The sequence below is a fragment of the Roseateles sp. genome, assembly GCF_965262435.1.
In the GTDB taxonomy this organism is placed as follows: Bacteria; Pseudomonadota; Gammaproteobacteria; order Burkholderiales; family Burkholderiaceae_C; genus Paucibacter_A.
The window spans coordinates 1092552-1113674 of record NZ_OZ253537.1; the positions used below are offsets into that span (position 1 = coordinate 1092552).

Sequence of the window (21123 nt, forward strand, 5' to 3'; positions counted from 1 at the left end):
TTGGACTGCCAGCCACTGATTCCTCCTCTCCATGCCCAGCTACCAGGTCCGCGTCTTTCACCCCGAGGGGGTGAGGACGGTGCGTGTCGACGCGCTGGACGCCCATGCGGTGGCCGGCGCCTTGGGCGTGGCGCCGCAGCATGTGCTTGATGTACAGGAGTTGGGCGAAACCGGCGCCGGCATCCGTGCCGGGCGGCGCTCGACGCGCGCCTTCCCGCTGCAACTGTTCAGCCAGGAGCTGGCCGTGCTGCTCGATGCCGGCATCGCCTTGCTGGAAGCGCTGAACACCTTGCGCGAGAAGGAAGCTCAGGCCTCGGTGCGCCAGGCACTCGACGCCGTGGTCAGCCAGGTCGAGCAGGGCCAGCCCCTGTCGGTGGCCTTGCGCCAGCAGCCGCAGGCATTTGATGAATTGATCTGCGCCATCGTCGCCGCCAACGAGCGCACCGGTCAGCTCAGCACCGCTCTGGCCCAGCATGCCAAATACCTGGCCTGGGTGGACAACCTGCGCTCGCGCCTGATCGCCGCCTGCGTCTACCCGGTCATGCTGCTGGCTGTCGGCAGCGCGGTGATCCTGTTTCTGCTGCTCTTCGTGCTGCCGCGCTTTGCCGGCATCCTCGACGGCCTGGGCAATGACCTGCCCTGGGCTTCCATGGTGCTGATGCGATTCGGTCAAACCGCCGGTGCGCATCCGATGTGGGTGCTCGGGGGTCTCGGCGCGCTGGCTTTGGGCGCGGTTAGCCTGTGGCGCCACCCGGGCTTGCGCCAGCGGGTGCAGGCCTCGCTCTGGACCCTGCCCGGCCTGGGCCCGCGCTTGCGCGTGCTGGCTCTGGCGCGGCTCTACCGCAGCCTGTCCATGCTGCTGGCCTCGGGCGTGCCGGTGCTGGCCAGCTTGCGCATCGTTGAGGATGTGGTGGCCTTGCCCTGGCGGCCGGCCGTGGCTGCCGCGGCACAGCAGATCGAGCGTGGCGAGCGCCTGTCCGAAGCCTTGGAATCGCAAGACCTGGCCACGCCCGTGGCGCGCCGCATGGTGCGCGTGGGTGAGCGCAGCGGCGAAGTCGCCGCCATGCTGGAGCGTGCCGCTGCCTTTCATGACGAGGAAGCCGTACGCCTGACCGAGCTGCTGACCCGGGCCATCAACCCGGCCCTGATGCTGGTGATGGGTGTGCTCATCGGCGGCATCATCGTGCTGATGTACATGCCCATCTTCCAACTGGTGGAACAAGTTCAATGACCGTTGAGGCCTCTTCTTATTCCCTGGCCGCGGTACTGCCTGCCGAGCATGGCCCCTGGTCGCTCGATTTCGAGCACTGGCCGCAGGCCCAGGCGCAGCGCTGGCGTGCCGTGCTGGCCGTGGGCGCCGGCGGCCGCAAGATGCTGCTGGGCGAGCGGGCGGCCGATGAGCTGTTGCTGCAAAGCGTCGAGGCGCGTTTGCAAGCGCCGGTGCGCTGGCTGCAGTGCGAGCCGGCAGCCATCAGCCATTGGCTCGGTGCCGGCGAAGCCGATTTCCGGGCCCTCAGCGATGTCGAGGAATCGGTCATCGACGGCGATGCCAGTGGCGGCACCGAGGAGCTCAGCGCCCTGCTGATGTCCGAGCAGGCCAGCCCCGTGGTGCGCCTGCTCAACGCCACGCTGTATGACGCGCTGCAGGACGGCGCCAGCGATGTCCACATCGAATGCACGGCGCGCGGCGCGGTGATCCGCTTCCGCGTCGACGGCGTCATGTCCATGGTGCGCACGGTGGACGGCGCGGCCACGGCCGAACAGCTGGTGTCGCGTCTCAAGGTCATGTCCGAGCTGGACATCGGCGAGCGCCGCCTGCCGCAGGACGGCCGTTTCAAGCTCAAGGTGCAGGGTCGCGAGGTGGATTTCCGCCTGTCCATCATGCCCAGCGTGTTCGGCGAGGACGCCGTGGTGCGCGTGCTCGACCGCGCCCGCATCGAGCAGACCGGCGGCAACCTGACGCTCAATTCGCTCGGTTTCGACGCCGAGGAGCGCGCCGCCATCCGCCACCAGGCACGCCAGCCGCACGGCATGCTGCTGGTCACCGGCCCGACCGGCAGCGGCAAGACCACCACGCTTTACGCCACCTTGGCCGAAATCCACACCGGCGATGACAAGATCATCACCATCGAAGACCCGGTCGAGTACCAGCTGCCCGGTGTGGTGCAGATCCCGGTCAATGAGAAAAAGGGACTGACCTTCTCGCGCGGCCTGCGCTCCATCCTGCGCCACGACCCGGACCGGGTCATGGTCGGTGAAATCCGTGACGCCGAAACCGCGCAGATCGCGGTCCAGGCGGCGCTGACCGGCCACTTGGTCTTCTCGACCGTGCACGCCAACAACGCCTTCGATGTGATCGGGCGCTTCATGCACATGGGCCTGGACCTCTACAACGTGGTCTCGGCTCTGAATGCCGTGCTGGCCCAGCGCCTGGTGCGCCTGACCTGCAAGCACTGCGCGCGCCCCTTCGAGCCCGATGCCGCCACGCTGGCGCGTTATGGACTGCAGGCGGGCGAGCACAGCTTCATGAAGGGCGAGGGCTGCGGCCATTGCCGCGGCACCGGCTACCGTGGCCGACGTGCCGTGGCTGAGCTGCTCAAGCTCGACGACAGCCTGCGTGACCTGATCGCCGCGCGCGCGCCCATGTCGCAGATCAAGGAAGCCGCGCGCGCCCGCGGCATGAAGCCGCTGCGGGCCGTCGCCTTGCAAGCGGTCTGCCGCGGCGAGACCACCTTTGACGAGCTGGAACGAGTGACCCTGGATGAATAGCGCGCCGCCCCCCTTCCTGAGCCGCATGCGGCGGCGTTTGCGCGCCCGCCTGGCGCGACCCCAGACCCTGTTCCTGGCCCCCGAAGGCTTGCTCGCACGCCCCGGTGGCAAGGCCGAAGCCTGGGCCGACTGGTGCCGCAAGCAGAGCGGCAGCGCCGCGCGCCTGCTGCTGTCCAGCCGCTTGTTGCACGAGCTGGTCTGCCAGCCGGGCTTGCCCCTGGCCGACGAGGCCCAGCTCTTGGCTTACGCACGCCAGCAGTTCGGTCAGTACTTCGGGGCGGCGGCCAAAGCCTGGTCGCTGGCCGGCTGGCGTCTCGCGGCTGAACCCGGTCGGGTCGAGCAATGCGGCGCCCTGGCCTTGCACGGCCCGGCCGCCCAGGGCTGGCGCGAAGTGGCCGCCGAGCATGAGGTGCGCCTGTTGCAGGTGCAGCCGGCTTGGGCCGCCGCCTTGCAGCGCCTGGCTGGCGAGGAGCCCGAGTGGGCGGCTGCCGAACAGGCTGCCCTGGTCTGGCTGGAGGGCGCGGTCGTGACCTGGCTCAGCCTCACGGCGGGGCGCCTCAGCGGGCTGCGCCAGCTGCGCTTGCAGGAGGCCAGTGCCGAGGCCCTGGCCGAGCTGCTGCAGGAGCAACTGGCGTTGCAGCCGGGTCTGGTCGCGGAACGGCTGCGCGTGGCTGGCTATGGTTTGCAGGCTGCTTCTTCGCCTGTGAAGCTGGGCCCGGCCATCCATGTGCATGGCCGACTCGATGCGCCCGAGCCTGATCTCGCCGCGCTCGAAGCTGCATCGACCAAGCCTTCGCCCGGCCTGCCCCGGCCCGATTTTCTGGGCGCGCCTCGGCAACGTTCGCCCCTGGCCTGGCCTTTGGCGGCCACCAGCCTGCTGGTGCTGGCCACGGCTGGTTGGACCGCCTGGGAAGCTCGCCAGGAGCGTGCTTTGGGTCAGCAGCAGCTGGCGGATTTGCAGGCGCGCTTGCGCGGCAAGCCGGCGCCCGCGCGTGCACCGGCCACCTTGCCCGCGCTGGTGGTTCAGGCCGGAAGCAAGGACAGCGCCCGTAAGCTCGAGGCTGAGCGTTTGCGGGCGGCCGCCGAAGTGCAGGCCTTGCTGCGCCAGCCCTGGGAGTCGCTGCTGGTGCAGGTCGAGCAGGCCGGTGCGGCCAAGCAGCCGGCGCCGCTGGCCTGGTTGGCCCTGGACTTGAACAGCGCCAGGCAGGAGCTGCGCCTGGAGGGCCTGGCCGCCGACAAGCTGGCGCCGCTGCAGCTGGTTGACCGGCTGGCCGCACAAGGCGGCTTCCGAAGCGTCATCTTGAGCCGGCTGCAGAACGCCGAACAGGGCTTGAGTGGCCAGCGCTTCGAGCTGAACGCCAAACTTCAGCCCGAACTTTTGCGCCCGACCGGCGGACCCATTGAGGAGGCCCGACCATGAAGGCGCTTGCTGTTCAACGATTCCTGCGCAGCCTGGGCCTGCCTGGCGTGCTCGCCTTGCTGGGCCTGCTGCTGGCTGCCGCATTGGCCTGGCTGGGGCAGGGCTGGGAGCGCGACGCTGCGGCGAGCGCCGCTCAGGCGGACCGCCTGCGCGCCCAGCTGCGCCTGCAGCGCGCCGCCGGCCCGCTCAGCATCGAGGCTGCGCCCGCCACGGCGGCCCAGTGGTGGCAGGCGCTGCCGCCCGCCAGTGCCCGCCAGCAACGCCTGGCCGACCTGCTGGAAATGAGCTTGCGTCTGGGTCTGCAAAGCAGCCGCAGCGAGCACCGCCTGAGCGTCGACGCCGCCACCGGCCTGGAGCGCTTGCGCGTGACCATGCCGCTGAGCGGTGGCTATGAGCAGTTGCGCCAGTACATCGAAGCCGCCTTGCGCCACGACCCGGGCTTGAGCCTGGACGGCCTCAAGCTGCGCCGCACTTCGCCGCAGGCCGCCGAGCTGGAAGCGGAGCTGCAATGGTCCTTGCATGGTCGTGCCGAGTCGGCCGCCGGGAGCGAAACGCGATGAGCGAGCCCAAAGCAAACACCGTGGGTCCGCGTCAGATCGTTTTGGCCGCGGGCCTGGCCGTGAGCGTGGCCGCGAGCCTTTGGGTGGCCCAGAGCGAGGGCGAGGATGCCGATTTGGCTCAGCCGGTGGCCGCTACGCGGCGCAGCCCGGCGCCAGGCGCGCCGACCGGCAGTGCCGCTCGCCTTGCACCTATTGCCGCCGCCGCTAGCGCCGCGCCGACCGACTGGGCACCCGCTGAACGTGGCGCTTGGGCGCCGGCCAGCGCCGGGCAGTTCGCCGCCTGGGCGCCGCCCGCGCCACCGCCGCCTCCGCCTGCCCAGCCACCTTCGCCTCCGGCTCCACCCGCCGCGCCGGTGGCACCGCCATTTCCCTACCAACTGATCGGCCGTTTGGTCGAGAGCAGCGGCAGCGTCGCGCTCTTGTCCAGTGCCAGCAAGACCTTGGCCGTCAAGCCCGGCGAGGTGATCGACGGCCAGTGGCGAGTCGACCAGATCCATGAACGCGGGCTCGACCTGACCTGGCTGCCCGCCAAGCTCACCCAGAGCGTCAACTTCCGAGCCGCAACCCCATGAAGCTGCAAGCCCCTTCCCTGTTCATGCGCCGCGCCGCGCCCCAGCCCGCGGCCATGAGCCTGGCCGTGCTGCTCGTGCTGGCGGGCTGCTCGCATCCGGCGCTGCGTCAGGCCGATGATTTGAGCCGTGCCAACCAGCTGACGCAGGCCTATGCCGTGCTCGATGCCGCGGCGCAGAAGGAGCCGCAGGACCATGCCTTGCGTGCCGCCCAGATCCGGCTGCGCACCCAACTCAGCAACCGCCTGCTGATGCAGATCGAAGGCGCGCGCGCCAGCAGCCGCTGGGCCGAGGCCCAGGCCGCCATGCAAAGCCTGCGCGAGATCGACCCCAAGCATCCGCGCCTGGCTCATTTCGAGACCGAGCTGCAGCGCGGCCAGAAGCAGGAAGCCACGCTCTTGACCGCGCGCAGCCTCTTGCGCGAAGGCCGCCTGGAACGGGTGGAAGCCTTGGCGCGTGAAATCCTGGCCGAGTCGCCCCCGCATCCGGGTGCTCGCCAGTTGCTGAGCCAGGTGGCGCAGGCGCGGCCGCTGGAGCAGCAGGGCAGCAATGAGCTGGGCCCGGCCTTCCAGAAGCCGGTGACGCTGGAGTTCCGTGACGCCCCGCTGCGCCAGGTCTTCGAGGCCTTGGCGCGCAGCTCGAACATCAATTTCGTGTTCGACAAGGATGTGCGCTCCGACACCCGCATCACCATCTTCCTGCGCAATGTCACGCTGGATGAGGCCATGCGTGTGGTGCTGAGCACCCAGCAGCTGGACCGCAAGCTGCTCAACGACAGCTCGGTGCTGATCTTCCCCAACACCAGCGCCAAGCAGCGGGAGCACCAGGAGTTGATCACCCGCACGCTTTACCTGGCTAACGCCGACGTCAAGCAGGTGCAAGCCATGGTGCGCACCATCGCCAAGGTGCGCGACATCCATGTCGACGAGCGCCTGAACCTGATGGTGGTGCGCGACACCCCCGAGGTGCTGCGTCTGGTCGAACGCCTGATCGCTTCGGTCGACCTGCCCGAGCCCGAGGTCATGCTCGATGTCGAGGTGATGGAGCTGGCCACCGACCGGGTCGACGATCTGGGCCTCAAATGGCCCGACCAGCTCAGCTTCGGCCTGCCCGCGGTAGGCGGCGGCCTGGCCAGCGGCCAGGTGCCCCTGGGCCAGCGCGATGAGTTCCGCGGCTTTGTCGCCAACCCCGGTGTCGTCGCCACCCTGCGCGGCAGCAGCGGCAATGTCAATCTGCTGGCCAACCCCAAGATCCGGGTGCGCAACCGCGAGAAGGCCAAGGTCCACATCGGCCAGAAGCTGCCGGTCTTCACCACCACCACCAACTTCTCCGGCCAGACCTCGGTGGCGGCGTCGGTGTCCTATCTGGACATCGGCCTCAAGCTCGATGTCGAGCCGACCATCCAGCTGGATAACGATGTGGTGATCAAGGTCGGTCTGGAGGTCAGCAACCTGATCCGTCAGGTCACCGGCCCGGGTGGCACGACGGCCTACGAAATCGGCCAGCGCACCACCTCGACCACCTTGCGCCTGAACGATGGCGAGACCCAGGTGCTGGCCGGTTTGATCAATGACGAGGACCGGCGCACGGCCAGCGGCATTCCAGGTCTGTCTGGCATCCCGGTGCTCGGCAGCCTGTTCGGCGTGCGCAGCGACACCCGGGCCAAGACCGAGGTGGTCTTGCTGATCACGCCGCGCATCGTCCGCAATCTGGCCTTGCCCGAGGCCAGCCTGACGCGCACCGCCAGCGGCACCGATGCCTCGCCGGGCGCTTTCAGTGGCCTGCTGCGCCCGAATGCCAAGGTTGGGGTCGGCCCCAGCGGTGGTGGCGGCGCCATGCCCGCGCTGGCCGCCCCGCGCGATGTTCAGGCGGCACCGGCCCCTGCGCCGGCGGCGGCCCCGGCTGAGGCCACGGTGCGGCTGGAGGTCACGCCCCAGGTCACGCCGGGCGGCACCGTGTCGGTGACGCTGCGCAATGAGTCGGGCGTCAGCATCCGCGGCGAGATCGAGTACGACGCCAGTTTGCTGCAGTCTCTGCAAGGCGGCATGACCCCGGGCCGCTTGCCGGTCGAGTTGTCACCCCGCGGCGAGAAGGTCTTGGTGCTGCGGGCCTTGCCGGCGGCCACCGGCAAATCCACCAGCGTCGAGCTGGGCAGCATCCAGGCCACCGGCGCCAATGGCGAGAGCGCTGGTGTGCGCCTTGAAGGCTCGGGCCTGGTCAGCGTGGAGGCGGCGCGCTGAGCGCGCGGCAGCCGCAAGCTCGAGCGCATGGCGATGGACAAACGGGGCGGCTTCACGCTGATCGAAATGCTGGTGGTGCTGGCCATGCTGGCCATGCTGGCCACTTCGGCACGGCCGCTGCTCGAGATGTCGGTGCAGCGCGCCCGCGAGCATGAGCTGCGCTCGGGCCTGCGCCAGCTGCGTGGCGCGCTCGATGCCTACAAGAAGGCGGTCGAGGCCGGGCAGATCCAGACCAGCCCCGAGGACAGCGGCTATCCGCCCAATTTGCAGTTGCTGGCTGCTGGCGTGGTGGACATCAAGACGCCCGACAGCCGCAAGCTCTACTTTCTGCGCCGCCTGCCGCGCGACCCCTTTGCCGATCCGGCGCTGCCGGCCGCCGACACCTGGGGCCTGCGCGCGGCCGACAGCCCGCCGGACGAGCCGCGCTCGGGCAAGGATGTGTTCGATGTCTATTCCCGCTCCGAGCGCCGCGCGCTCGACGGCACGCGCTTGCGCGATTGGTGAGGCGCCGATATGAAAACCCCGTCTTCCTCACGCCAGCGCGCCTGCCGCGGCTTCACCTTGATCGAGCTGATCGTGGTCATGGCCATCGTCGCCCTGCTGGCCTCGATCGCGGCGCCGCGCTACTTCAACAGCTTGCAGAAATCGCGCGAAACCGCGCTGCGCAGCTCGCTGAATGTCATGCGCGACGCCATCGACCAGTTTGCCGCTGACAAAGGCCGTTATCCCGACTCCCTGGAAGAGCTGGCCACGGCGCGCTACATCCGCGAGATCCCGGAAGACCCGCTCAATGGCAGCCGCGATGCCTGGGTCAGCCTGCCGCCGCCCGGCGATATGCAGGCCACTGGCCAGGTTTACGATGTGCGCAGCGGCGCGGCCGGCCGCGCCAGTGATGGGCGGCTGTTCGCGGATTGGTGAAGGGGGCTGGTGATTGGTGATTCGTGAATGGCGAATCGTGAATCCCCCTCTCCACCACCACTCACGATTCACGATTCACGATTCCCCCCCATGCCCCGCGCCCCTTCTGCCGCCAGCGGCTTCACCTACCTCGGCTTGCTGTTCTTCGTCGCGCTGACGGCAGCGGCCTTGGCGGCGCTGGGGCAGAGTTGGAGCACGGCGGCGCAGCGCGAGCGCGAGCGCGAGCTGGAATTCCGCGGCGAAGAGTTGGCCCGGGCCATCCAAAGCTATGCCAAGGTGGGGGGCGGTGCCCAGCCGCAGTACCCGCGCAGCTTGAAGGATCTGCTGGTCGATGAGCGCGCCGGCAAGACTCGGCACCATCTGCGCCGCGCCTACGTCGACCCCTTCACCGGTCAGGCCGATTGGGTGCTGGTGCCCGAGCCCAGCCAGCCCAAGGCTTTCAGCGCCGTGCACAGCCGCTCCGAGCGCCCTTTGTTGCGCCAAAGCCGGCCCGACGGTCAGCCCCTGGCCAAGGCCAGCGACTGGTTGTTCCAGGGGCGACCGGAAGGTGCCACTGCACCGTCTCCCGCGGCCAGTGCCAGCTTGTCTGAGAGCCAGACGTCCGATTCGAATTGAGTGCGCCGCTGTGTCAGACCGCGGACTTGACAGCGCCGCCCGTGCGCGGCCGCAGGCCGCAACGCCCGGCCTGGCAGCTGGCGCCGGGGTCGGGCTCGACGGCGCAGTTGGACATCAGTCCGCTGGCCTCGTTCTCAGCCCGGCGCGCGGCGGCCTGGCGCTCGGCCAGCGCCTTGAGCTTCTGGCCGTCACGGCCCTGGCTGGACCAGGCTCGGTAGCCCTCGGGGCCGCCGCAGGGTTTGGCGCCGACCGCGAGGCTGTGGCACTGGGCATCGCTGCTGCAGCGGGCCTCACCGATCTCCACTTCCAGATCCTTCAACAAACGCTGGCTGAGCGGCGCTCCAGCAGGCGCGGGCGCATTGTTGGGTGCGCTGCTGCAGGCCCCAGCCAGCAGGACCAGGGGCAGGCCCAGGCCGAGCAGGGCGGCAGGCCAAGAAGTAGATGCGGGCATAGACGCTCCAGTGGCTTTTGCGTAGCTTAGTCGCCCGGCGGCCGTCCGCCATTGGGTAGGATGCGTTCGCCCATGAATTCGACTTTGCCCTCCGATCGCCGACCCTCTTTCTCGCTTGCAGGTCGGCTCTGCCGTGCCGTCCTGCTGCTGCAACTCGGTGGCCTCGGTGTGCTGGGGCTGGCCGGCGCCCAGGTGGCTGAGGCCGGCGCGGCCAAATCCTGCCCGAGCCCGGCGGAGATCCACGCCGAACTGCTCCGCCTCAACGCCTTCCGGACGCAGGCCCAGGCTTGCGGTCGCAAGCTTTTGCCCTCCGCGCCCCCCTTGCGCTGGGAAGCTCGCCTGGAGGCCTCAGCCCAGGCTTTTGCTGCTGAATTGGCGCAAGGCGACCAGCTCAGTCATGTCGGCCTCAAGGGCAGCAGCTTGCGTGAGCGTTTTCGCCAGAGCGGCTATGTCATGCGCCGCGCCGGCGAGAACCTGGCGGCGGGCCAGGAAAGCCTGGACGAGGTGCTCGCGACCTGGACTCTGAGCGCCCAGCATTGCGAGAACCTGATGCAGGCTGAGTTTGTCGACGTGGGCCTTGCCTGTGTCGTCGGTCCGGGGCGTTATGACCGATATTGGGTGCTGCACCTGGGTCGCCCTGTCGAGCCCTAACAGTTCGACGCGGGACGGGTCAGGCCTCGCGTTTCAGATCCAACCCAAGTCAATCGCGCGCAACACCGCCTGGGTGCGGTCGCGCACGCCCATCTTGGAGAAGATGGCCGAGCAGTGGTTCTTGATCACGCCCTCGCTGTTGCCCAGCAGGGCGGCGATCTCGGTGTTGCTGCGGCCGCTGGCCACCAGGCGCAGCACCTGCAGCTCCTTGGGTGACAGCGGGTCGGGCTGTTCGGTGGCCAGGAAGGCGCGTTCGGCCGTGCTGGCCGGGCGCTCCATGCGCGTGGTCAGCGAGGGGCGCAGAGCGGTGCCGCCTTCAGCCACATCGCGCAAGGCCTGCACCAGGGTGTCGGTGCTGATGGCCTTGAGCAGGAAGCCGCGGGCGCCAGCGCGCACGGCCTCGTCGAACACGGCGGCATCGTCAAACGTGGTCAGCAGCACCACCGGGATACTCAGCGCGCGCGCCGCCAGGGCGCGGATCAGGCCCAGGCCGTCCAGGCGCGGCATGCGCATGTCGGAGAGGATCAGGTCTGGCGGCTCGCCGCCCAGGCGGGTGATCTGCTCGAGTGCGTCCGCGCCGTCGCTGGCCTCGCCGACGATCTGGATGTCCTCGTGCAGGGCCAGCAGGCCCTTGAGGCCGTCGCGCACCAATTGCTGGTCTTCCACCAGCAGCAGGCGGATGCTGCCTTTGGCCGAGGCGTCTGCGGCGCTGGCGGGCTTGAGGTGAGGGAGGTTGTTGCTGTGGGTGTTCATGCTGTCCTTGGGCACCGCAGTTCAATTCGGAAACCGGGCTGGCTACGCCGCACATCCATGCGCCCGCCGAGCTCGCTCATGCGTTCGGCCATGCCTAGCAGGCCATTGCCTGGCTTGAGGTGGCTGGCACCCAGGCCGTTGTCGTCAATGCTGACGCGGACTTCGCCTTGTGGCAAGTTGTCCGTGCTCAGGCTCATTTCGCGATCCTCGATGGCCACTTCGATGCTCACCCGCGAGGCGCGGGCGTGGCGAACGCTGTTGGTCACCGCCTCCTGCACACAGCGCAGCAAGGCGTGGGCCACGCGCGGGCTCAGGTCGCGGGCGCTGGGGGCGATGCTCAGCTCGATCTGAGTGCTGGCAATGCCGTCGACCAGGGCTTGCAAGGCGGTGCTGAGGTCGATGCGCTGCGAGCTGCGTTGCTGGCTGACGGCCTGGCGCACATCGGCCAGCAGGTTCGCCGCGCTCTGCCGCGCCTTGTCGACGGCCAAGGCGGCGCCTTCGCCATCGGCGCGCTGCAGCAGGGCACTGCTGAGCTGCAGCTGCAGGTTCAGGGCGGTCAGGTGGTGGCCGACCACATCGTGCAGTTCCCGCGCCATCAAGGTGCGCTCGTTGTAGCGCAGCTGCTCTGCCTGCAGCTGCTCGGCGCTCAGGCGTTCGGCCAGCATGGCTTGCAGCCAGCGGCGCTTTTCGGATTCGGCCGCCGCCATGCGGCCCAGGCCGAAGGCCATGCCATGCAAGGCCACCATGGCCATCAGCAGGCCCATATTGTCCAGCCAGTTGGGCACACCGCTGCTGCCCGGCGTTACCAGTTCGGCCAGGGGCAGCAGCCAGTTCATGGCCAGGTTGATGGCGATCTGGGCCAGGGCGAACAGGAAGGCCGTGCGCGCGCGCAACAGCACGGCAGCCAGGGCCGTGACAAGAAAAGGCAGGCCCGGCGTGACGGCGATGGCCAGCAGGTCGATCATCACCAGGCGCAGCAGGGCATTCGGCGGCGGCTGGTCGGCCCGGCCTTCGCGGGCCAGGCGCCAATAGCCCCAGGCGAACAGCAGCACGAGGCTGAAGCACGTGATCAGCAGGATAGGGTCGTTGCTGTTGCCGCCCCAGCGCAGGTATAGGGCGGGCACCGCGCCGTCATAGGCGTCGGTGCGGTAGCCCAGCAGGCCGGCCACGGCCGCGGCCAGCTCCAGCAGGCAGATCGACAGGGCGGCCACGCGCAGCACCACATTGGGCTGCGCCACGCGTGCCAGCACACGGTCCAGCGTTTGGTCGAGCAGGCGCAGCGGTGGGGAATTCAGCAAATTGAGCAAGGGAGACTTTGTTCAGCGAAGCGCCTGGCCGGCAGGGTGCCACATCGGGGTCGCTTCTGGCATGTGTGTTTGGTCATGCAGGCAGCCCCGATCTCGGGGGGGGGATCAGCTTTGCGCGATGGCTTCGGCGATCACGCCACCACCCAGGCAGACTTCGCCGTCGTAGAGCACCAGGCTCTGGCCCGGCGTGACGGCCCATTGCGGCTGGGCAAAGTCCACGCGGCAGCGGCCGACCGCCGGCGTGTCGGGGTGGAAGGCGCAGGCGGCATCGGCCTGGCGGTAGCGCGTCTTGGCACCCAAGCCGCCAAAGGCGGGCTGGGTGTCGGTCCAGGACAGGTCGTCGGCGATCAGGGCTTGGCTCAGCAGCCAGGGGTGCTCGTGGCCCTGCACCACATACAAGGTGTTCTTTTCCATGTCCTTGCGCGCCACGAACCAGGGCTCGTGCTCGCCGCCGCCGCGCGGTGCGCCTTTTTCCTTGACGCCGCCGATGCCCAGGCCCTGGCGCTGGCCCAGGGTGTAGAAGGACAGGCCGACATGTTCGCCCAGTTTGCGGCCGCGCTCGTCCTTGATCGGGCCAGGCTGGTGGGCCAGGTAGCGGTTCAGGAACTCACGGAAGGGCCGCTCGCCGATGAAGCAGATGCCGGTCGAGTCCTTTTTCTTGGCGTTGGGCAGGCCAATCTCCTCGGCGATTCGGCGCACCTCGGTCTTGTGCAGCTCGCCGACCGGGAACAGGGTCTTGGCCAGCTGGGCTTGGTTCAGGCGGTGCAGGAAGTAGCTCTGGTCCTTGCTGTTGTCCACGCCCTTCAAAAGCTGGGTTCGTCCATCGACTTCACGCACTCGGGCGTAATGGCCGGTGGCGATCTTCTCGGCGCCCAGGCGCAGGGCGTGGTCGAGGAAGGCCTTGAACTTGATCTCGGCATTGCACAGCACATCGGGGTTGGGCGTGCGGCCGGCCTGGTACTCGCGCAGAAAGGCGGCGAAGACCCGGTCTTTGTAATCGGCGGCGAAGTTGACATGCTCGATCTCGATGCCGATCACGTCGGCCACGGCGGCCGCGTCGACGAAGTCGATATTGGACGAGCAGTACTCGCTGTCGTCATCGTCCTCCCAGTTCTTCATGAAGATGCCCACGACTTCGTGGCCGGCCTTCTTCAACAGGTAGGCGGTGACGGCGGAATCGACGCCGCCGGACAGGCCGACGACGATGCGTTGCTTGGAGTTCATGGCCGCGATTGTCCCGCAAGGGGGGACATCGGCGTCGCAGTGCTGGCTGGTGCCCCGCGCTGGTGCAGTGTCCGGCACTCGTCCAGCGATGGTGGAACTGTCATTCACATAACTTTACAGTCCCGGCTCTCCCAATGATTCGGCGGCGTTTTGCGCCCCGCGAGCGCCGGCCATGAAGCTGAATCCTTTTCGAATCACCCCTTACTGCGGCCGCATCAGCGCCAAGGATCGTTTCAAGATTTACCTCGGCGCCCTCTTGCACCCGACCCAGACCCGGCGTTGGATGAGCTTTGTCAGCGCTCACCCCGTTTTGATGTCAGCCGTGCGCCAGCACCCCAAGCTGCTGAGCAAGATCTACCGCCCCTATTTTTCGCGCCGCCTGGGTTGCGCGCGGCGGGTGGAGTTGCTGATGGACCACTACGGCTTTCTGCTCGAACAAGGGCTGGAGTCGGTGCTGGCTCGGGCGGCGCGCGAGAACCTGGTGCTCTGTGAGCTGAGTGGCAAATCGGCTGCGACTTTCCAGGTCGAGCTGTCGGCCGTTCACGAGGGCCACCGCGAGGGGGACCTCTGCCTGCGCCTCATGCTCGATGGCGAGATGGTGTTCAGCGCCTCCTTCGTCTTCATGCGCCGCCAGGGCCAGCCCTGCGTGGCCATTGGCCGTCTGCAGGGTGGGCGCAGCGAGGGTTCGCGCGAGCTGGTGCGCCGAGCCACCAAGGATTTCTATGGCTGCCGGCCCGGCGTGGTGCTGGTGCAGGCGGTGCGCCAGATCGGCGCCTCGCTGGGCTGCGAGCGCCTGATCCTGATCAGCAACCGCGACCGTGTGGCGCTCAACCCCTGGCGCCGCCGCAAGATCAGCTCCAACTATGACGCGCTCTGGTCCGAGATCGGCGCGCGGCCCAGCGACTGCGGCAATTTCGAGCTGCGCTGCGACGAAGCGCCGCAGCCGGTGCTGGAGGAGGTGCCTTCGCGCAAGCGCACCGAGGTCAAGCGCAAATTCGCCATGCTGGATGCCATGTATGTCGGCCTGCAGCTGCAAATGGCGGTCTGGGCCGGCGACCTGGCCGTGGTGCAGACCTTCAGCCCGCTCTGAGCGCGGCGAAGGCCTGGTAAGTCGACCTCAAGGCGGGGTCGGTTTGAACATCTGGCGCAAAGCCAGCAGAGCCGCGGGGTGGTAGATCGAGGCGTGGGTCTCCTGCGGCATGTCCAGATGCTGCCAGGGGCCCGTGCGCTCGGCCGGCAGACTGCGCAGGAGCTCGGCAAAGCGGGTCACCGTGGGTTGGATCGAGGGCTCGCGGCTGGCCGCCATGAACAGAAAGGCCGGCGGCGTCTGGCCTGGCGTGCCGTTCTTGCCCGCCTTCAAGGTTTCGGCGGCCTGGGTCTTCAGACCTTCATGGTTCCACCACAGGCTGGGGTCGATGGCGATGTAGCGCTCGAACAGCGTCGGTTCCAGCACCCAGGTTTCGACCACGAACAGCCCGGCCAGCGATTCGCCGATCACCGCGCTCTCGGTCGTGGTCCGGTAGCGAGCCTGGATGGCAGGCTTCAGCTCTTCGCGGATGAACTGCCGGAAGGCCGCCGAGCCGCCCACGCGCGGCGCAATCTTGAGGTCACGCGGGTCCGCGCTGGGGCCGGTCAGGTCGCGGCGGCGCTCGGTGTTCTCGATGCCGACCAGGATGAACGGCCGCATCGTGCCATTGGCCACTGACACTTGCAGCAGGCCGGCGATGTGTAGGAAGTCCTCGGCCAAACCACCGTCCGGCATGTAGAGCACCGGCCAGCGCTGGGCGGCTTGCGGTGCCTGGGCGTAAGCCTCGGGCAGGTAGACATTGATGCGGCGCGTTTCCTTGAGCACGCTGGAGCGCAGCAGCAAGCTGTCACCAATGATCAGGGGCTGGGGCGCGGCTTCAAAGCCAGGACTCTGCGCAAGAGCCATGGCGGCGCCCAGGCTGAGGCACAAGCTCAGCAGGCCGCGGGCCAGCAGCTGGCCTGTCCTGTGCTTTGGAATTCGTTTCGTCATAACCGCTTGGATCCCTGGAGTTCGGCGCACAGTGTAGGGTCCTCAGTCCTTGACTTGAGGCGCGAACAGCGTGGCATCGGCTTGAATCGTGTCCAGCGGCAGGCGCCGGCCTGCTGCATGGTCCTCGCAGCAGCGCAGCACCAGCGGGCTTCGGTGGCGCGCTGCAGTGGCGCGCAACTCGTCCAGGCTGAGCCAGAGCGTGCGCACGATGCCCTGGTCCAGCACTCGGCCCGCGATTTCTTTTCCGACCGTACCGCCAAAAGCCAGACGCAGGTAGGTGACATCCTCCTGCCGCGCCGGCCGCTGGAAGCGCGCCAGATAGCAACCGAGGAAGAACTCGGGAGTGAACGCACGCGCGGTTTCCTCCAGCGCCTCGCGCACCACCGCCTGCAGCGGCGTCTCGCCCGGGTCAAGGTGGCCGGCCGGGTTGTTCAGCATCAGGCCTTCGGGCGTTTCCTCCTCGACCAGCAGGTAGCGGCCGTCTCGTTCGACCACGGCCGCTACCGTGACCGAAGGCTTCCAGCGTTCGTGATTTGTCATCTGTCGTTTGCTCCGCGCTTACAGGGGTGTCTACGGGGGTGGAGTGTCTCCTTGATTGTGTAAGCTTCCCGCAAGCCGAACGAACAGATCCATTGATTGACCCGAGGAGGGACTCATGCAGATAGGTGTTCCGCGCGAGCGCGCGGCCGGAGAGACGCGGGTGGCAGCCACCCCGGAGACGGTCAAGAAGTTGAAGGCGCAAGGCCATAGCGTGCAGGTCGAGCGCGAGGCTGGCCTGGCGGCCAGCATCACCGACGAGGCCTACCTTGCGGCCGGGGCCGACATCGTCGAGCAGGCCGCTGCCCTGGGTGCCGATCTGGTGCTCAAGGTGCGCCGGCCTGAGGCCGAGGAGCTGGGCCTGATGAAGTCGGGGGCCACGCTCGTGGGCATGCTCGACCCCTTCGACCGCCCCGGTCTGCAGGCCCTGGCCGCCGCCGGCCTGACCAGTTTTGCCCTGGAAGCCGCGCCGCGCACCTCGCGCGCCCAGAGCATGGATGTGCTGTCCAGCCAGGCCAATATCGCCGGCTACAAGGCGGTGATGATGGCGGCCGAGCGTTATCAGCGCTTCTTCCCCATGCTGATGACGGCGGCTGGCACGGTCAAGGCGGCGCGCGTCGTCATCCTGGGTGTCGGCGTGGCCGGCCTGCAGGCGATTGCCACGGCGAAGCGACTCGGCGCGGTGATCGAGGCCTCGGATGTGCGGCCGGCGGTCAGGGAGCAGGTCGAGTCGCTCGGCGCCAAGTTCATCGATGTGCCTTACGAAACCCAAGAAGAGCGTGAAGCTGCCGAGGGCGTGGGCGGTTATGCCCGGCCCATGCCGCCAAGCTGGCTGGACCGCCAGCGCGCCGAGGTGGCCAAACGCGTGGCGCAGGCCGATGTGGTGATCAGCACCGCCCTGATCCCGGGCCGTGCCGCGCCGCAGCTGATCAGCGAGGACATGGTGCGCAGCATGAAGCCGGGCTCGGTCATCGTCGACCTGGCCGCTGGCCGTGGCGCCGATGGCATCGGCGGGAACTGCCCGCTGACCGAGGCCGGCCGCTCGGTCGTCAAGCATGGCGTCACCCTGGTCGGGGAGACCAATCTGCCGGCCTTGGTGGCGGCCGATGCCTCGGCCCTCTATGCCCGCAATGTGCTGGACTTTCTCAAGCTCGTCCTCGCCAAGGACGGCACGCTCAGCGTGCCCCTCGATGACGACATCGTCGCCGCCTGCCTGGTCAGCCAGGGCGGTGAGGTCAAGCGCAGCTAGGGCCTATTCACACTACGGATACCTGATGCGTTGCCTCACAAATCACCGTGCGCTAGGCGTAAAACGAAGCCGGGGTCACCCCCCGGCGAGGCTTTGCAACAACGTGCACGGTGATTTGTGCGGCAACCCTTCGGGAGAGGGGCAGAAAGGGCCCCATTCGTCGTTGAACTCCTCGCCCAGGCGGCTAGCCTGGGCTTCGTCGTCCGCCTAGCTTGGGGCCCTTTCTGCCCCTCTCGCACAAGTATCCGTAGTGTGAATAGGCCCTAACCCGAGATTGCCATGGAACTCGTCAGTCCCACCCTCACCAATTTGATCATCTTCGTGCTGGCTATCTACGTGGGCTACCACGTGGTCTGGACGGTCACGCCGGCCCTGCACACGCCGCTGATGGCGGTCACCAATGCCATCTCGGCCATCGTCATCGTCGGCGCCATGCTGGCGGCAGCCTTGACCGAAACCGATCTCGGCAAGCTCATGGGCACCCTGGCCGTGGCCCTGGCGGCGGTCAATGTCTTCGGCGGCTTCCTGGTCACGCGCCGGATGCTGGAGATGTTCAAGAAGAAGGCGCCCAAGCCTACCGACAAGAACACCAAGGCCGCGGAGGGCCGGTCATGAGTCTGAACCTCGTCACACTGCTTTATCTGATCGCCAGCGTCTGCTTCATCCAGGCGCTCAAGGGCTTGTCGCACCCGACCAGCTCGATCCGCGGCAACCTATTCGGCATGGTCGGCATGGCCATTGCTGCGCTGACCACGGTGGCCCTGATCCTCAAGCTGGCCGGCGGCCAGAGCCTGGGGCTGGCCTATGTGCTGGCCGGCCTGGTGGTCGGCGGCGGCATCGGCGCTTACATGGCGCAGAAGGTCGAGATGACCAAGATGCCCGAGTTGGTCGCCTTCATGCACAGCATGATCGGCCTGGCCGCGGTCTTCATCGCCGCGACCGCCGTGCTGGAGCCCTGGGCCTTTGCCATCACGGCCAAGGGCGATCCGATTCCGGGCGGCAACCGCATCGAGCTGGCGCTGGGCGCCTTCATCGGCGCGATCACCTTCAGCGGTTCGGTGATCGCCTTCGGCAAGCTCTCGGGCAAGTACAAGTTCCGCCTGTTTCAGGGCGCTCCGGTGTCCTTCCCCGGTCAGCACAAGCTCAACCTGGCCCTGGGCCTGGCGGCGCTGTTCTTCTGCTTCGGCTTCTGGCATTCGCAGAGCTGGCTGGACTTCGGCCTGATCCTGGCTCTGGGCTTTGCGCTGGGCGTGCTGCTGATCATCCCGATCGGCGGCGCCGACATGCCGGTGGTGGTGTCCATGCTGAACAGCTACTCGGGTTGGGCGGCAGCCGGCATCGGCTTCAGCCTGAACAACAGCATGCTGATCATTGCCGGCTCTCTGGTGGGCAGCTCGGGGGCGATCCTGAGCTACATCATGTGCAAGGCCATGAACCGCAGCTTCTTCAATGTGATCCTGGGTGGTTTTGGTGGTGACACCTCCAGTGCAGCGGCCGGGGCCGCCGTGCAGCGCTCGGTCAAGAGCGGCAGCGCCGATGATGCCGCCTTCATTCTTGGCAATGCCGAGACGGTGGTGATCGTGCCCGGCTATGGTCTGGCGGTGGCGCGCGCCCAGCATGCGGTCAAGGAGCTGGCCGAGAAGCTCACGCACAAGGGCATCACGGTCAAGTACGCCATCCACCCGGTGGCCGGCCGCATGCCCGGCCATATGAATGTGCTGCTGGCCGAGGCCGAAGTGCCTTACGACCAAGTCTTCGAGATGGAGGACATCAACGGCGAGTTCGGCCAGGTCGATGTCGCCATCGTGCTGGGCGCCAACGATGTGGTGAATCCGGCCGCGCTGACCAAGGGCAGCCCCATCTACGGCATGCCCATCCTCGAGGCCTACAAGGCCAAGACCATCATCGTCAACAAGCGCTCCATGGCGGCCGGCTATGCCGGCCTGGACAACGAGCTCTTCTATATGGACAAGACCATGATGGTCTTCGGCGACGCCAAGAAGGTGGTGGAGGACATGGTCAAGGCGATCGAGTGAACGCCGAGGCCGGCAGTTCCTTGCCGCTCTAGAGTCCTGTATCGAATCCCCTGATAAGTTGGGGGGGCTCCATCGGTCAGAATCCGGGCATCGAATGGAGACAAAGACAATGGAGAAGACCTGGCTCAAGAGCTACCCCGAGGGAGTTCCTGCCGAGATCCATGCCGAGCAGTACCCGTCCCTGGTGGACCTGATGGATTCGGCCTTCCGCAAGTACCCGGAGCTGCCGGCCTACACCATGATGGGGCGCACGCTCAAGTTCGCTCAGATCGACGAGGTTTCGCGCGCTCTGGCCGCTTATCTGCAGAGCCTGGGCCTGGAAAAGGGCGACCGCGTCGCCGTCATGATGCCCAATGTGCTGCAGTACCCGGTGGCGGTGGCTGCCATTCTGCGGGCCGGCTATGTGGTGGTGAACGTCAACCCGCTTTACACGCCGCGCGAGCTCGAGCATCAGCTCAAGGACGCCGGCGCCAAGGCCATCGTCATCCTGGAGAATTTCGCCGCCACGCTGCAGCATGTGATCAAGCAGGTGCCGACCCAGCATGTGATCCTCGCCTCCATGGGCGAGATGCTGGGCTTCCCCAAGAGCCTGATCGTCAATTACGTGGTGCGCCGCGTGAAGAAGATGGTGCCGGCCTTCGAGCTGCCCGGCGCCGTGGCCTTCAGCGACGCGGTCGCGCGCGGGCGCAGCCTGAGCTACAAGGTGCCCAAAGTCGGCCCCAACGACATCGCGGTCCTGCAGTACACGGGTGGCACCACGGGCGTGTCCAAGGGCGCCGTGCTCTTGCATCGCAATCTGGTCGCCAATGTGATGCAGGCCGAGGCCTGGTACATGCCGGCGCTCAGCAAGGTGCCGGCCGGCGAGCAGGTGGTCGGCATTGCCGCCCTGCCGCTGTATCACATCTTCGGTTTCACCACGAACATGATGCTGGCCATGCATATGGGCGGCTGCAATGTGCTGATCCCCAATCCGCGTGACCTGCCCGGCATGTTCAAGGAGCTGGCCAAGCACCGCTTCCACTGCTTCCCAGCCGTCAACACCTTGTTCATGGCCATGGCCAACCACAAGGACTTCAACACCGTGGACTGGAGCCATCTGGTCATCTCGGTGGGCGGCGGCATGGCGGTGCAGCAGGCCACGGCCAAGCTCTGGCTGGAAAAGACTGGCTGCTCCATCTGTGAAGGTTATGGCTTGAGCGAAACCTCGCCGGTGGCCAGCTGCAACCCGACCAACCTTACGCGCTACACCGGCTCCATCGGCCTGCCTCTGCCCAGCACCGAGTTGTGCCTGCTGGACGACGCCGGCCAGCTGGCCGCGCCCGGGGCCACCGGCGAGATCGCCATCCGTGGCCCGCAAGTCATGGCCGGCTACTGGCAGCGCCCCGATGAAACCGCCCAGGTCATGACCGCCGATGGCTTCTTCCGAACCGGTGATATCGGCACCGTGGACGAACAAGGTTATTTCCGCGTCGTCGACCGCAAGAAGGACATGATTCTGGTCAGCGGCTTCAACGTCTACCCCAACGAGGTGGAAGACGTGATCACCATGATGGACGGCGTGCTGGAATGCGCGGCGGTCGGCATCGCCGATGCGAAAGCAGGCGAGGCGGTCAAGGTGGCCATCGTGCGCAAGCCCGGCGCCAGCAAGGAAGTCAGCGAAGCCGATGTCCGGGCTTACTGCGAAGCCAATCTGACCGGCTACAAGCGCCCCAAGATCATCGAATTCCGCAACGAGCTGCCCAAGACCCCGGTCGGTAAGATCCTTCGGCGTGAACTACGCGACAAGAACTGAGCTTGTTGTCGCTGT

21 protein-coding genes are annotated in these 21123 nt (G+C 67.5%); 15 read left to right on the top strand and 6 right to left on the bottom strand.

The genetic code is table 11. The annotated features are described in order from the left end of the window. The first annotated feature begins 31 nt into the window (after positions 1–31). The 9 genes from ACQY39_RS04830 (at position 32) to ACQY39_RS04870 (ending at position 9091) form a co-directional block, all read left to right on the top strand. The gene (locus tag ACQY39_RS04830; RefSeq protein WP_428503911.1) at positions 32–1231 is read left to right on the top strand and encodes a type II secretion system F family protein; all 1200 of its coding nucleotides are present in this window, start codon (positions 32–34) and stop codon (positions 1229–1231) included. After that, positions 1228–2769, top strand: a complete 1542-nt coding sequence (locus tag ACQY39_RS04835) for a GspE/PulE family protein (protein WP_428503913.1) — start codon at positions 1228–1230, stop codon at positions 2767–2769. Before ACQY39_RS04830 ends, ACQY39_RS04835 begins: the two co-directional genes overlap by 4 nt. Beyond that, the gene (locus ACQY39_RS04840; RefSeq protein WP_428503915.1) at positions 2762–4189 is read left to right on the top strand and encodes a hypothetical protein; all 1428 of its coding nucleotides are present in this window, start codon (positions 2762–2764) and stop codon (positions 4187–4189) included. The genes ACQY39_RS04835 and ACQY39_RS04840 overlap by 8 nt, the downstream gene beginning before the upstream one ends. Beyond that, entirely contained in the window at positions 4186–4749 is a 564-nt protein-coding gene (locus ACQY39_RS04845; RefSeq protein WP_428503917.1) for a GspMb/PilO family protein, read from the top strand. The genes ACQY39_RS04840 and ACQY39_RS04845 overlap by 4 nt, the downstream gene beginning before the upstream one ends. Further along, a complete protein-coding gene (locus ACQY39_RS04850; protein WP_428503919.1) occupies positions 4746–5321 on the top strand; it encodes a hypothetical protein in 576 nt (191 codons plus the stop codon). The genes ACQY39_RS04845 and ACQY39_RS04850 overlap by 4 nt, the downstream gene beginning before the upstream one ends. Beyond that, positions 5318–7558 (top strand): secretin N-terminal domain-containing protein, encoded by a 2241-nt coding sequence (locus ACQY39_RS04855; RefSeq protein WP_428503921.1) that lies wholly within the window; start codon positions 5318–5320, stop codon positions 7556–7558. The genes ACQY39_RS04850 and ACQY39_RS04855 overlap by 4 nt, the downstream gene beginning before the upstream one ends. 27 nt (positions 7559–7585) lie before the next feature. Continuing rightward, on the top strand, positions 7586–8062 hold the full coding sequence (locus ACQY39_RS04860) for a type II secretion system protein (protein ID WP_428503923.1): 477 nt from the start codon (positions 7586–7588) through the stop codon (positions 8060–8062). Positions 8063–8071: 9 nt separating this feature from the next. Further along, positions 8072–8476, top strand: coding sequence for a type II secretion system protein (locus ACQY39_RS04865; RefSeq protein ID WP_428503925.1), 405 nt, complete (start codon positions 8072–8074; stop codon positions 8474–8476). Between the two features lie 90 nt (positions 8477–8566). After that, complete coding sequence (locus ACQY39_RS04870) at positions 8567–9091, top strand: type II secretion system protein (RefSeq protein WP_428503927.1); 525 nt, start codon at positions 8567–8569, stop codon at positions 9089–9091. A gap of 13 nt (positions 9092–9104) precedes the next feature. Here the strand turns inward: ACQY39_RS04870 and ACQY39_RS04875 are convergent, their stop codons facing one another. Further along, positions 9105–9542: a hypothetical protein gene (locus ACQY39_RS04875; RefSeq protein ID WP_428503929.1), complete on the bottom strand. Its 438-nt coding sequence runs from the start codon at positions 9540–9542 to the stop codon at positions 9105–9107. Between the two features lie 72 nt (positions 9543–9614). Here ACQY39_RS04875 and ACQY39_RS04880 point away from each other — a divergent pair, with 72 nt between their 5' ends. After that, positions 9615–10193 carry a CAP domain-containing protein gene (locus tag ACQY39_RS04880; RefSeq protein ID WP_428503931.1) on the top strand — a complete coding sequence of 193 codons (579 nt, stop codon included), beginning with the start codon at positions 9615–9617 and terminating at the stop codon, positions 10191–10193. A gap of 33 nt (positions 10194–10226) precedes the next feature. Here ACQY39_RS04880 and ACQY39_RS04885 read toward each other — a convergent pair whose 3' ends face one another. The 3 genes from ACQY39_RS04885 to mnmA all read right to left on the bottom strand — a co-directional run bounded on the left by ACQY39_RS04885 (position 10227) and on the right by mnmA (position 13477). Then, on the bottom strand, positions 10227–10946 hold the full coding sequence (locus ACQY39_RS04885; RefSeq protein WP_428503933.1) for a response regulator: 720 nt from the start codon (positions 10944–10946) through the stop codon (positions 10227–10229). Further along, positions 10943–12253 (bottom strand): sensor histidine kinase, encoded by a 1311-nt coding sequence (locus ACQY39_RS04890; RefSeq protein WP_428503935.1) that lies wholly within the window; start codon positions 12251–12253, stop codon positions 10943–10945. The genes ACQY39_RS04885 and ACQY39_RS04890 overlap by 4 nt, the downstream gene beginning before the upstream one ends. A gap of 105 nt (positions 12254–12358) precedes the next feature. After that, the gene (gene mnmA / locus ACQY39_RS04895) at positions 12359–13477 is read right to left on the bottom strand and encodes a tRNA 2-thiouridine(34) synthase MnmA (protein ID WP_428503937.1); all 1119 of its coding nucleotides are present in this window, start codon (positions 13475–13477) and stop codon (positions 12359–12361) included. A 172-nt stretch (positions 13478–13649) separates the two neighbouring features. Here mnmA and ACQY39_RS04900 point away from each other — a divergent pair, with 172 nt between their 5' ends. Further along, positions 13650–14567, top strand: a complete 918-nt coding sequence (locus tag ACQY39_RS04900) for a DUF535 family protein (RefSeq protein WP_428503939.1) — start codon at positions 13650–13652, stop codon at positions 14565–14567. A 27-nt stretch (positions 14568–14594) separates the two neighbouring features. Here ACQY39_RS04900 and ACQY39_RS04905 read toward each other — a convergent pair whose 3' ends face one another. Then, positions 14595–15494 carry an alpha/beta hydrolase gene (locus ACQY39_RS04905; RefSeq protein ID WP_428503941.1) on the bottom strand — a complete coding sequence of 300 codons (900 nt, stop codon included), beginning with the start codon at positions 15492–15494 and terminating at the stop codon, positions 14595–14597. Positions 15495–15536: 42 nt separating this feature from the next. After that, the gene (locus tag ACQY39_RS04910) at positions 15537–16034 is read right to left on the bottom strand and encodes an NUDIX hydrolase (protein ID WP_428503943.1); all 498 of its coding nucleotides are present in this window, start codon (positions 16032–16034) and stop codon (positions 15537–15539) included. 115 nt (positions 16035–16149) lie between these two features. Here ACQY39_RS04910 and ACQY39_RS04915 point away from each other — a divergent pair, with 115 nt between their 5' ends. The 4 genes from ACQY39_RS04915 (at position 16150) to ACQY39_RS04930 (ending at position 21108) form a co-directional block, all read left to right on the top strand. Beyond that, positions 16150–17280, top strand: coding sequence for a Re/Si-specific NAD(P)(+) transhydrogenase subunit alpha (locus ACQY39_RS04915; RefSeq protein ID WP_428503945.1), 1131 nt, complete (start codon positions 16150–16152; stop codon positions 17278–17280). 279 nt (positions 17281–17559) lie between these two features. Then, complete coding sequence (locus tag ACQY39_RS04920; protein WP_428503947.1) at positions 17560–17895, top strand: NAD(P) transhydrogenase subunit alpha; 336 nt, start codon at positions 17560–17562, stop codon at positions 17893–17895. Beyond that, a complete protein-coding gene (locus ACQY39_RS04925) occupies positions 17892–19316 on the top strand; it encodes an NAD(P)(+) transhydrogenase (Re/Si-specific) subunit beta (RefSeq protein ID WP_263516269.1) in 1425 nt (474 codons plus the stop codon). The genes ACQY39_RS04920 and ACQY39_RS04925 overlap by 4 nt, the downstream gene beginning before the upstream one ends. A 109-nt stretch (positions 19317–19425) precedes the next feature. Beyond that, the gene (locus ACQY39_RS04930) at positions 19426–21108 is read left to right on the top strand and encodes a long-chain-fatty-acid--CoA ligase (protein ID WP_428510724.1); all 1683 of its coding nucleotides are present in this window, start codon (positions 19426–19428) and stop codon (positions 21106–21108) included. The last annotated feature ends 15 nt before the right edge of the window (positions 21109–21123 follow it).

Excerpts from the sequence above, each read along its gene's own strand:
- ACQY39_RS04830 (WP_428503911.1), top strand. The coding sequence starts at position 32 with ATGCCCAGCTACCAGGTCCGCGTCTTTCACCCCGAGGGGGTGAGGACG.
- ACQY39_RS04835 (WP_428503913.1), top strand. The coding sequence starts at position 1,228 with ATGACCGTTGAGGCCTCTTCTTATTCCCTGGCCGCGGTACTGCCTGCC.
- ACQY39_RS04840 (WP_428503915.1), top strand. The coding sequence starts at position 2,762 with ATGAATAGCGCGCCGCCCCCCTTCCTGAGCCGCATGCGGCGGCGTTTG.
- ACQY39_RS04845 (WP_428503917.1), top strand. The coding sequence starts at position 4,186 with ATGAAGGCGCTTGCTGTTCAACGATTCCTGCGCAGCCTGGGCCTGCCT.
- ACQY39_RS04850 (WP_428503919.1), top strand. The coding sequence starts at position 4,746 with ATGAGCGAGCCCAAAGCAAACACCGTGGGTCCGCGTCAGATCGTTTTG.
- ACQY39_RS04855 (WP_428503921.1), top strand. The coding sequence starts at position 5,318 with ATGAAGCTGCAAGCCCCTTCCCTGTTCATGCGCCGCGCCGCGCCCCAG.
- ACQY39_RS04860 (WP_428503923.1), top strand. The coding sequence starts at position 7,586 with ATGGCGATGGACAAACGGGGCGGCTTCACGCTGATCGAAATGCTGGTG.
- ACQY39_RS04865 (WP_428503925.1), top strand. The coding sequence starts at position 8,072 with ATGAAAACCCCGTCTTCCTCACGCCAGCGCGCCTGCCGCGGCTTCACC.
- ACQY39_RS04870 (WP_428503927.1), top strand. The coding sequence starts at position 8,567 with ATGCCCCGCGCCCCTTCTGCCGCCAGCGGCTTCACCTACCTCGGCTTG.
- ACQY39_RS04875 (WP_428503929.1), bottom strand. The coding sequence starts at position 9,542 with ATGCCCGCATCTACTTCTTGGCCTGCCGCCCTGCTCGGCCTGGGCCTG.
- ACQY39_RS04880 (WP_428503931.1), top strand. The coding sequence starts at position 9,615 with ATGAATTCGACTTTGCCCTCCGATCGCCGACCCTCTTTCTCGCTTGCA.
- ACQY39_RS04885 (WP_428503933.1), bottom strand. The coding sequence starts at position 10,946 with ATGAACACCCACAGCAACAACCTCCCTCACCTCAAGCCCGCCAGCGCC.
- mnmA (WP_428503937.1), bottom strand. The coding sequence starts at position 13,477 with ATGAACTCCAAGCAACGCATCGTCGTCGGCCTGTCCGGCGGCGTCGAT.
- ACQY39_RS04900 (WP_428503939.1), top strand. The coding sequence starts at position 13,650 with ATGAAGCTGAATCCTTTTCGAATCACCCCTTACTGCGGCCGCATCAGC.
- ACQY39_RS04905 (WP_428503941.1), bottom strand. The coding sequence starts at position 15,494 with ATGACGAAACGAATTCCAAAGCACAGGACAGGCCAGCTGCTGGCCCGC.
- ACQY39_RS04910 (WP_428503943.1), bottom strand. The coding sequence starts at position 16,034 with ATGACAAATCACGAACGCTGGAAGCCTTCGGTCACGGTAGCGGCCGTG.
- ACQY39_RS04915 (WP_428503945.1), top strand. The coding sequence starts at position 16,150 with ATGCAGATAGGTGTTCCGCGCGAGCGCGCGGCCGGAGAGACGCGGGTG.
- ACQY39_RS04920 (WP_428503947.1), top strand. The coding sequence starts at position 17,560 with ATGGAACTCGTCAGTCCCACCCTCACCAATTTGATCATCTTCGTGCTG.
- ACQY39_RS04925 (WP_263516269.1), top strand. The coding sequence starts at position 17,892 with ATGAGTCTGAACCTCGTCACACTGCTTTATCTGATCGCCAGCGTCTGC.
- ACQY39_RS04930 (WP_428510724.1), top strand. The coding sequence starts at position 19,426 with ATGGAGAAGACCTGGCTCAAGAGCTACCCCGAGGGAGTTCCTGCCGAG.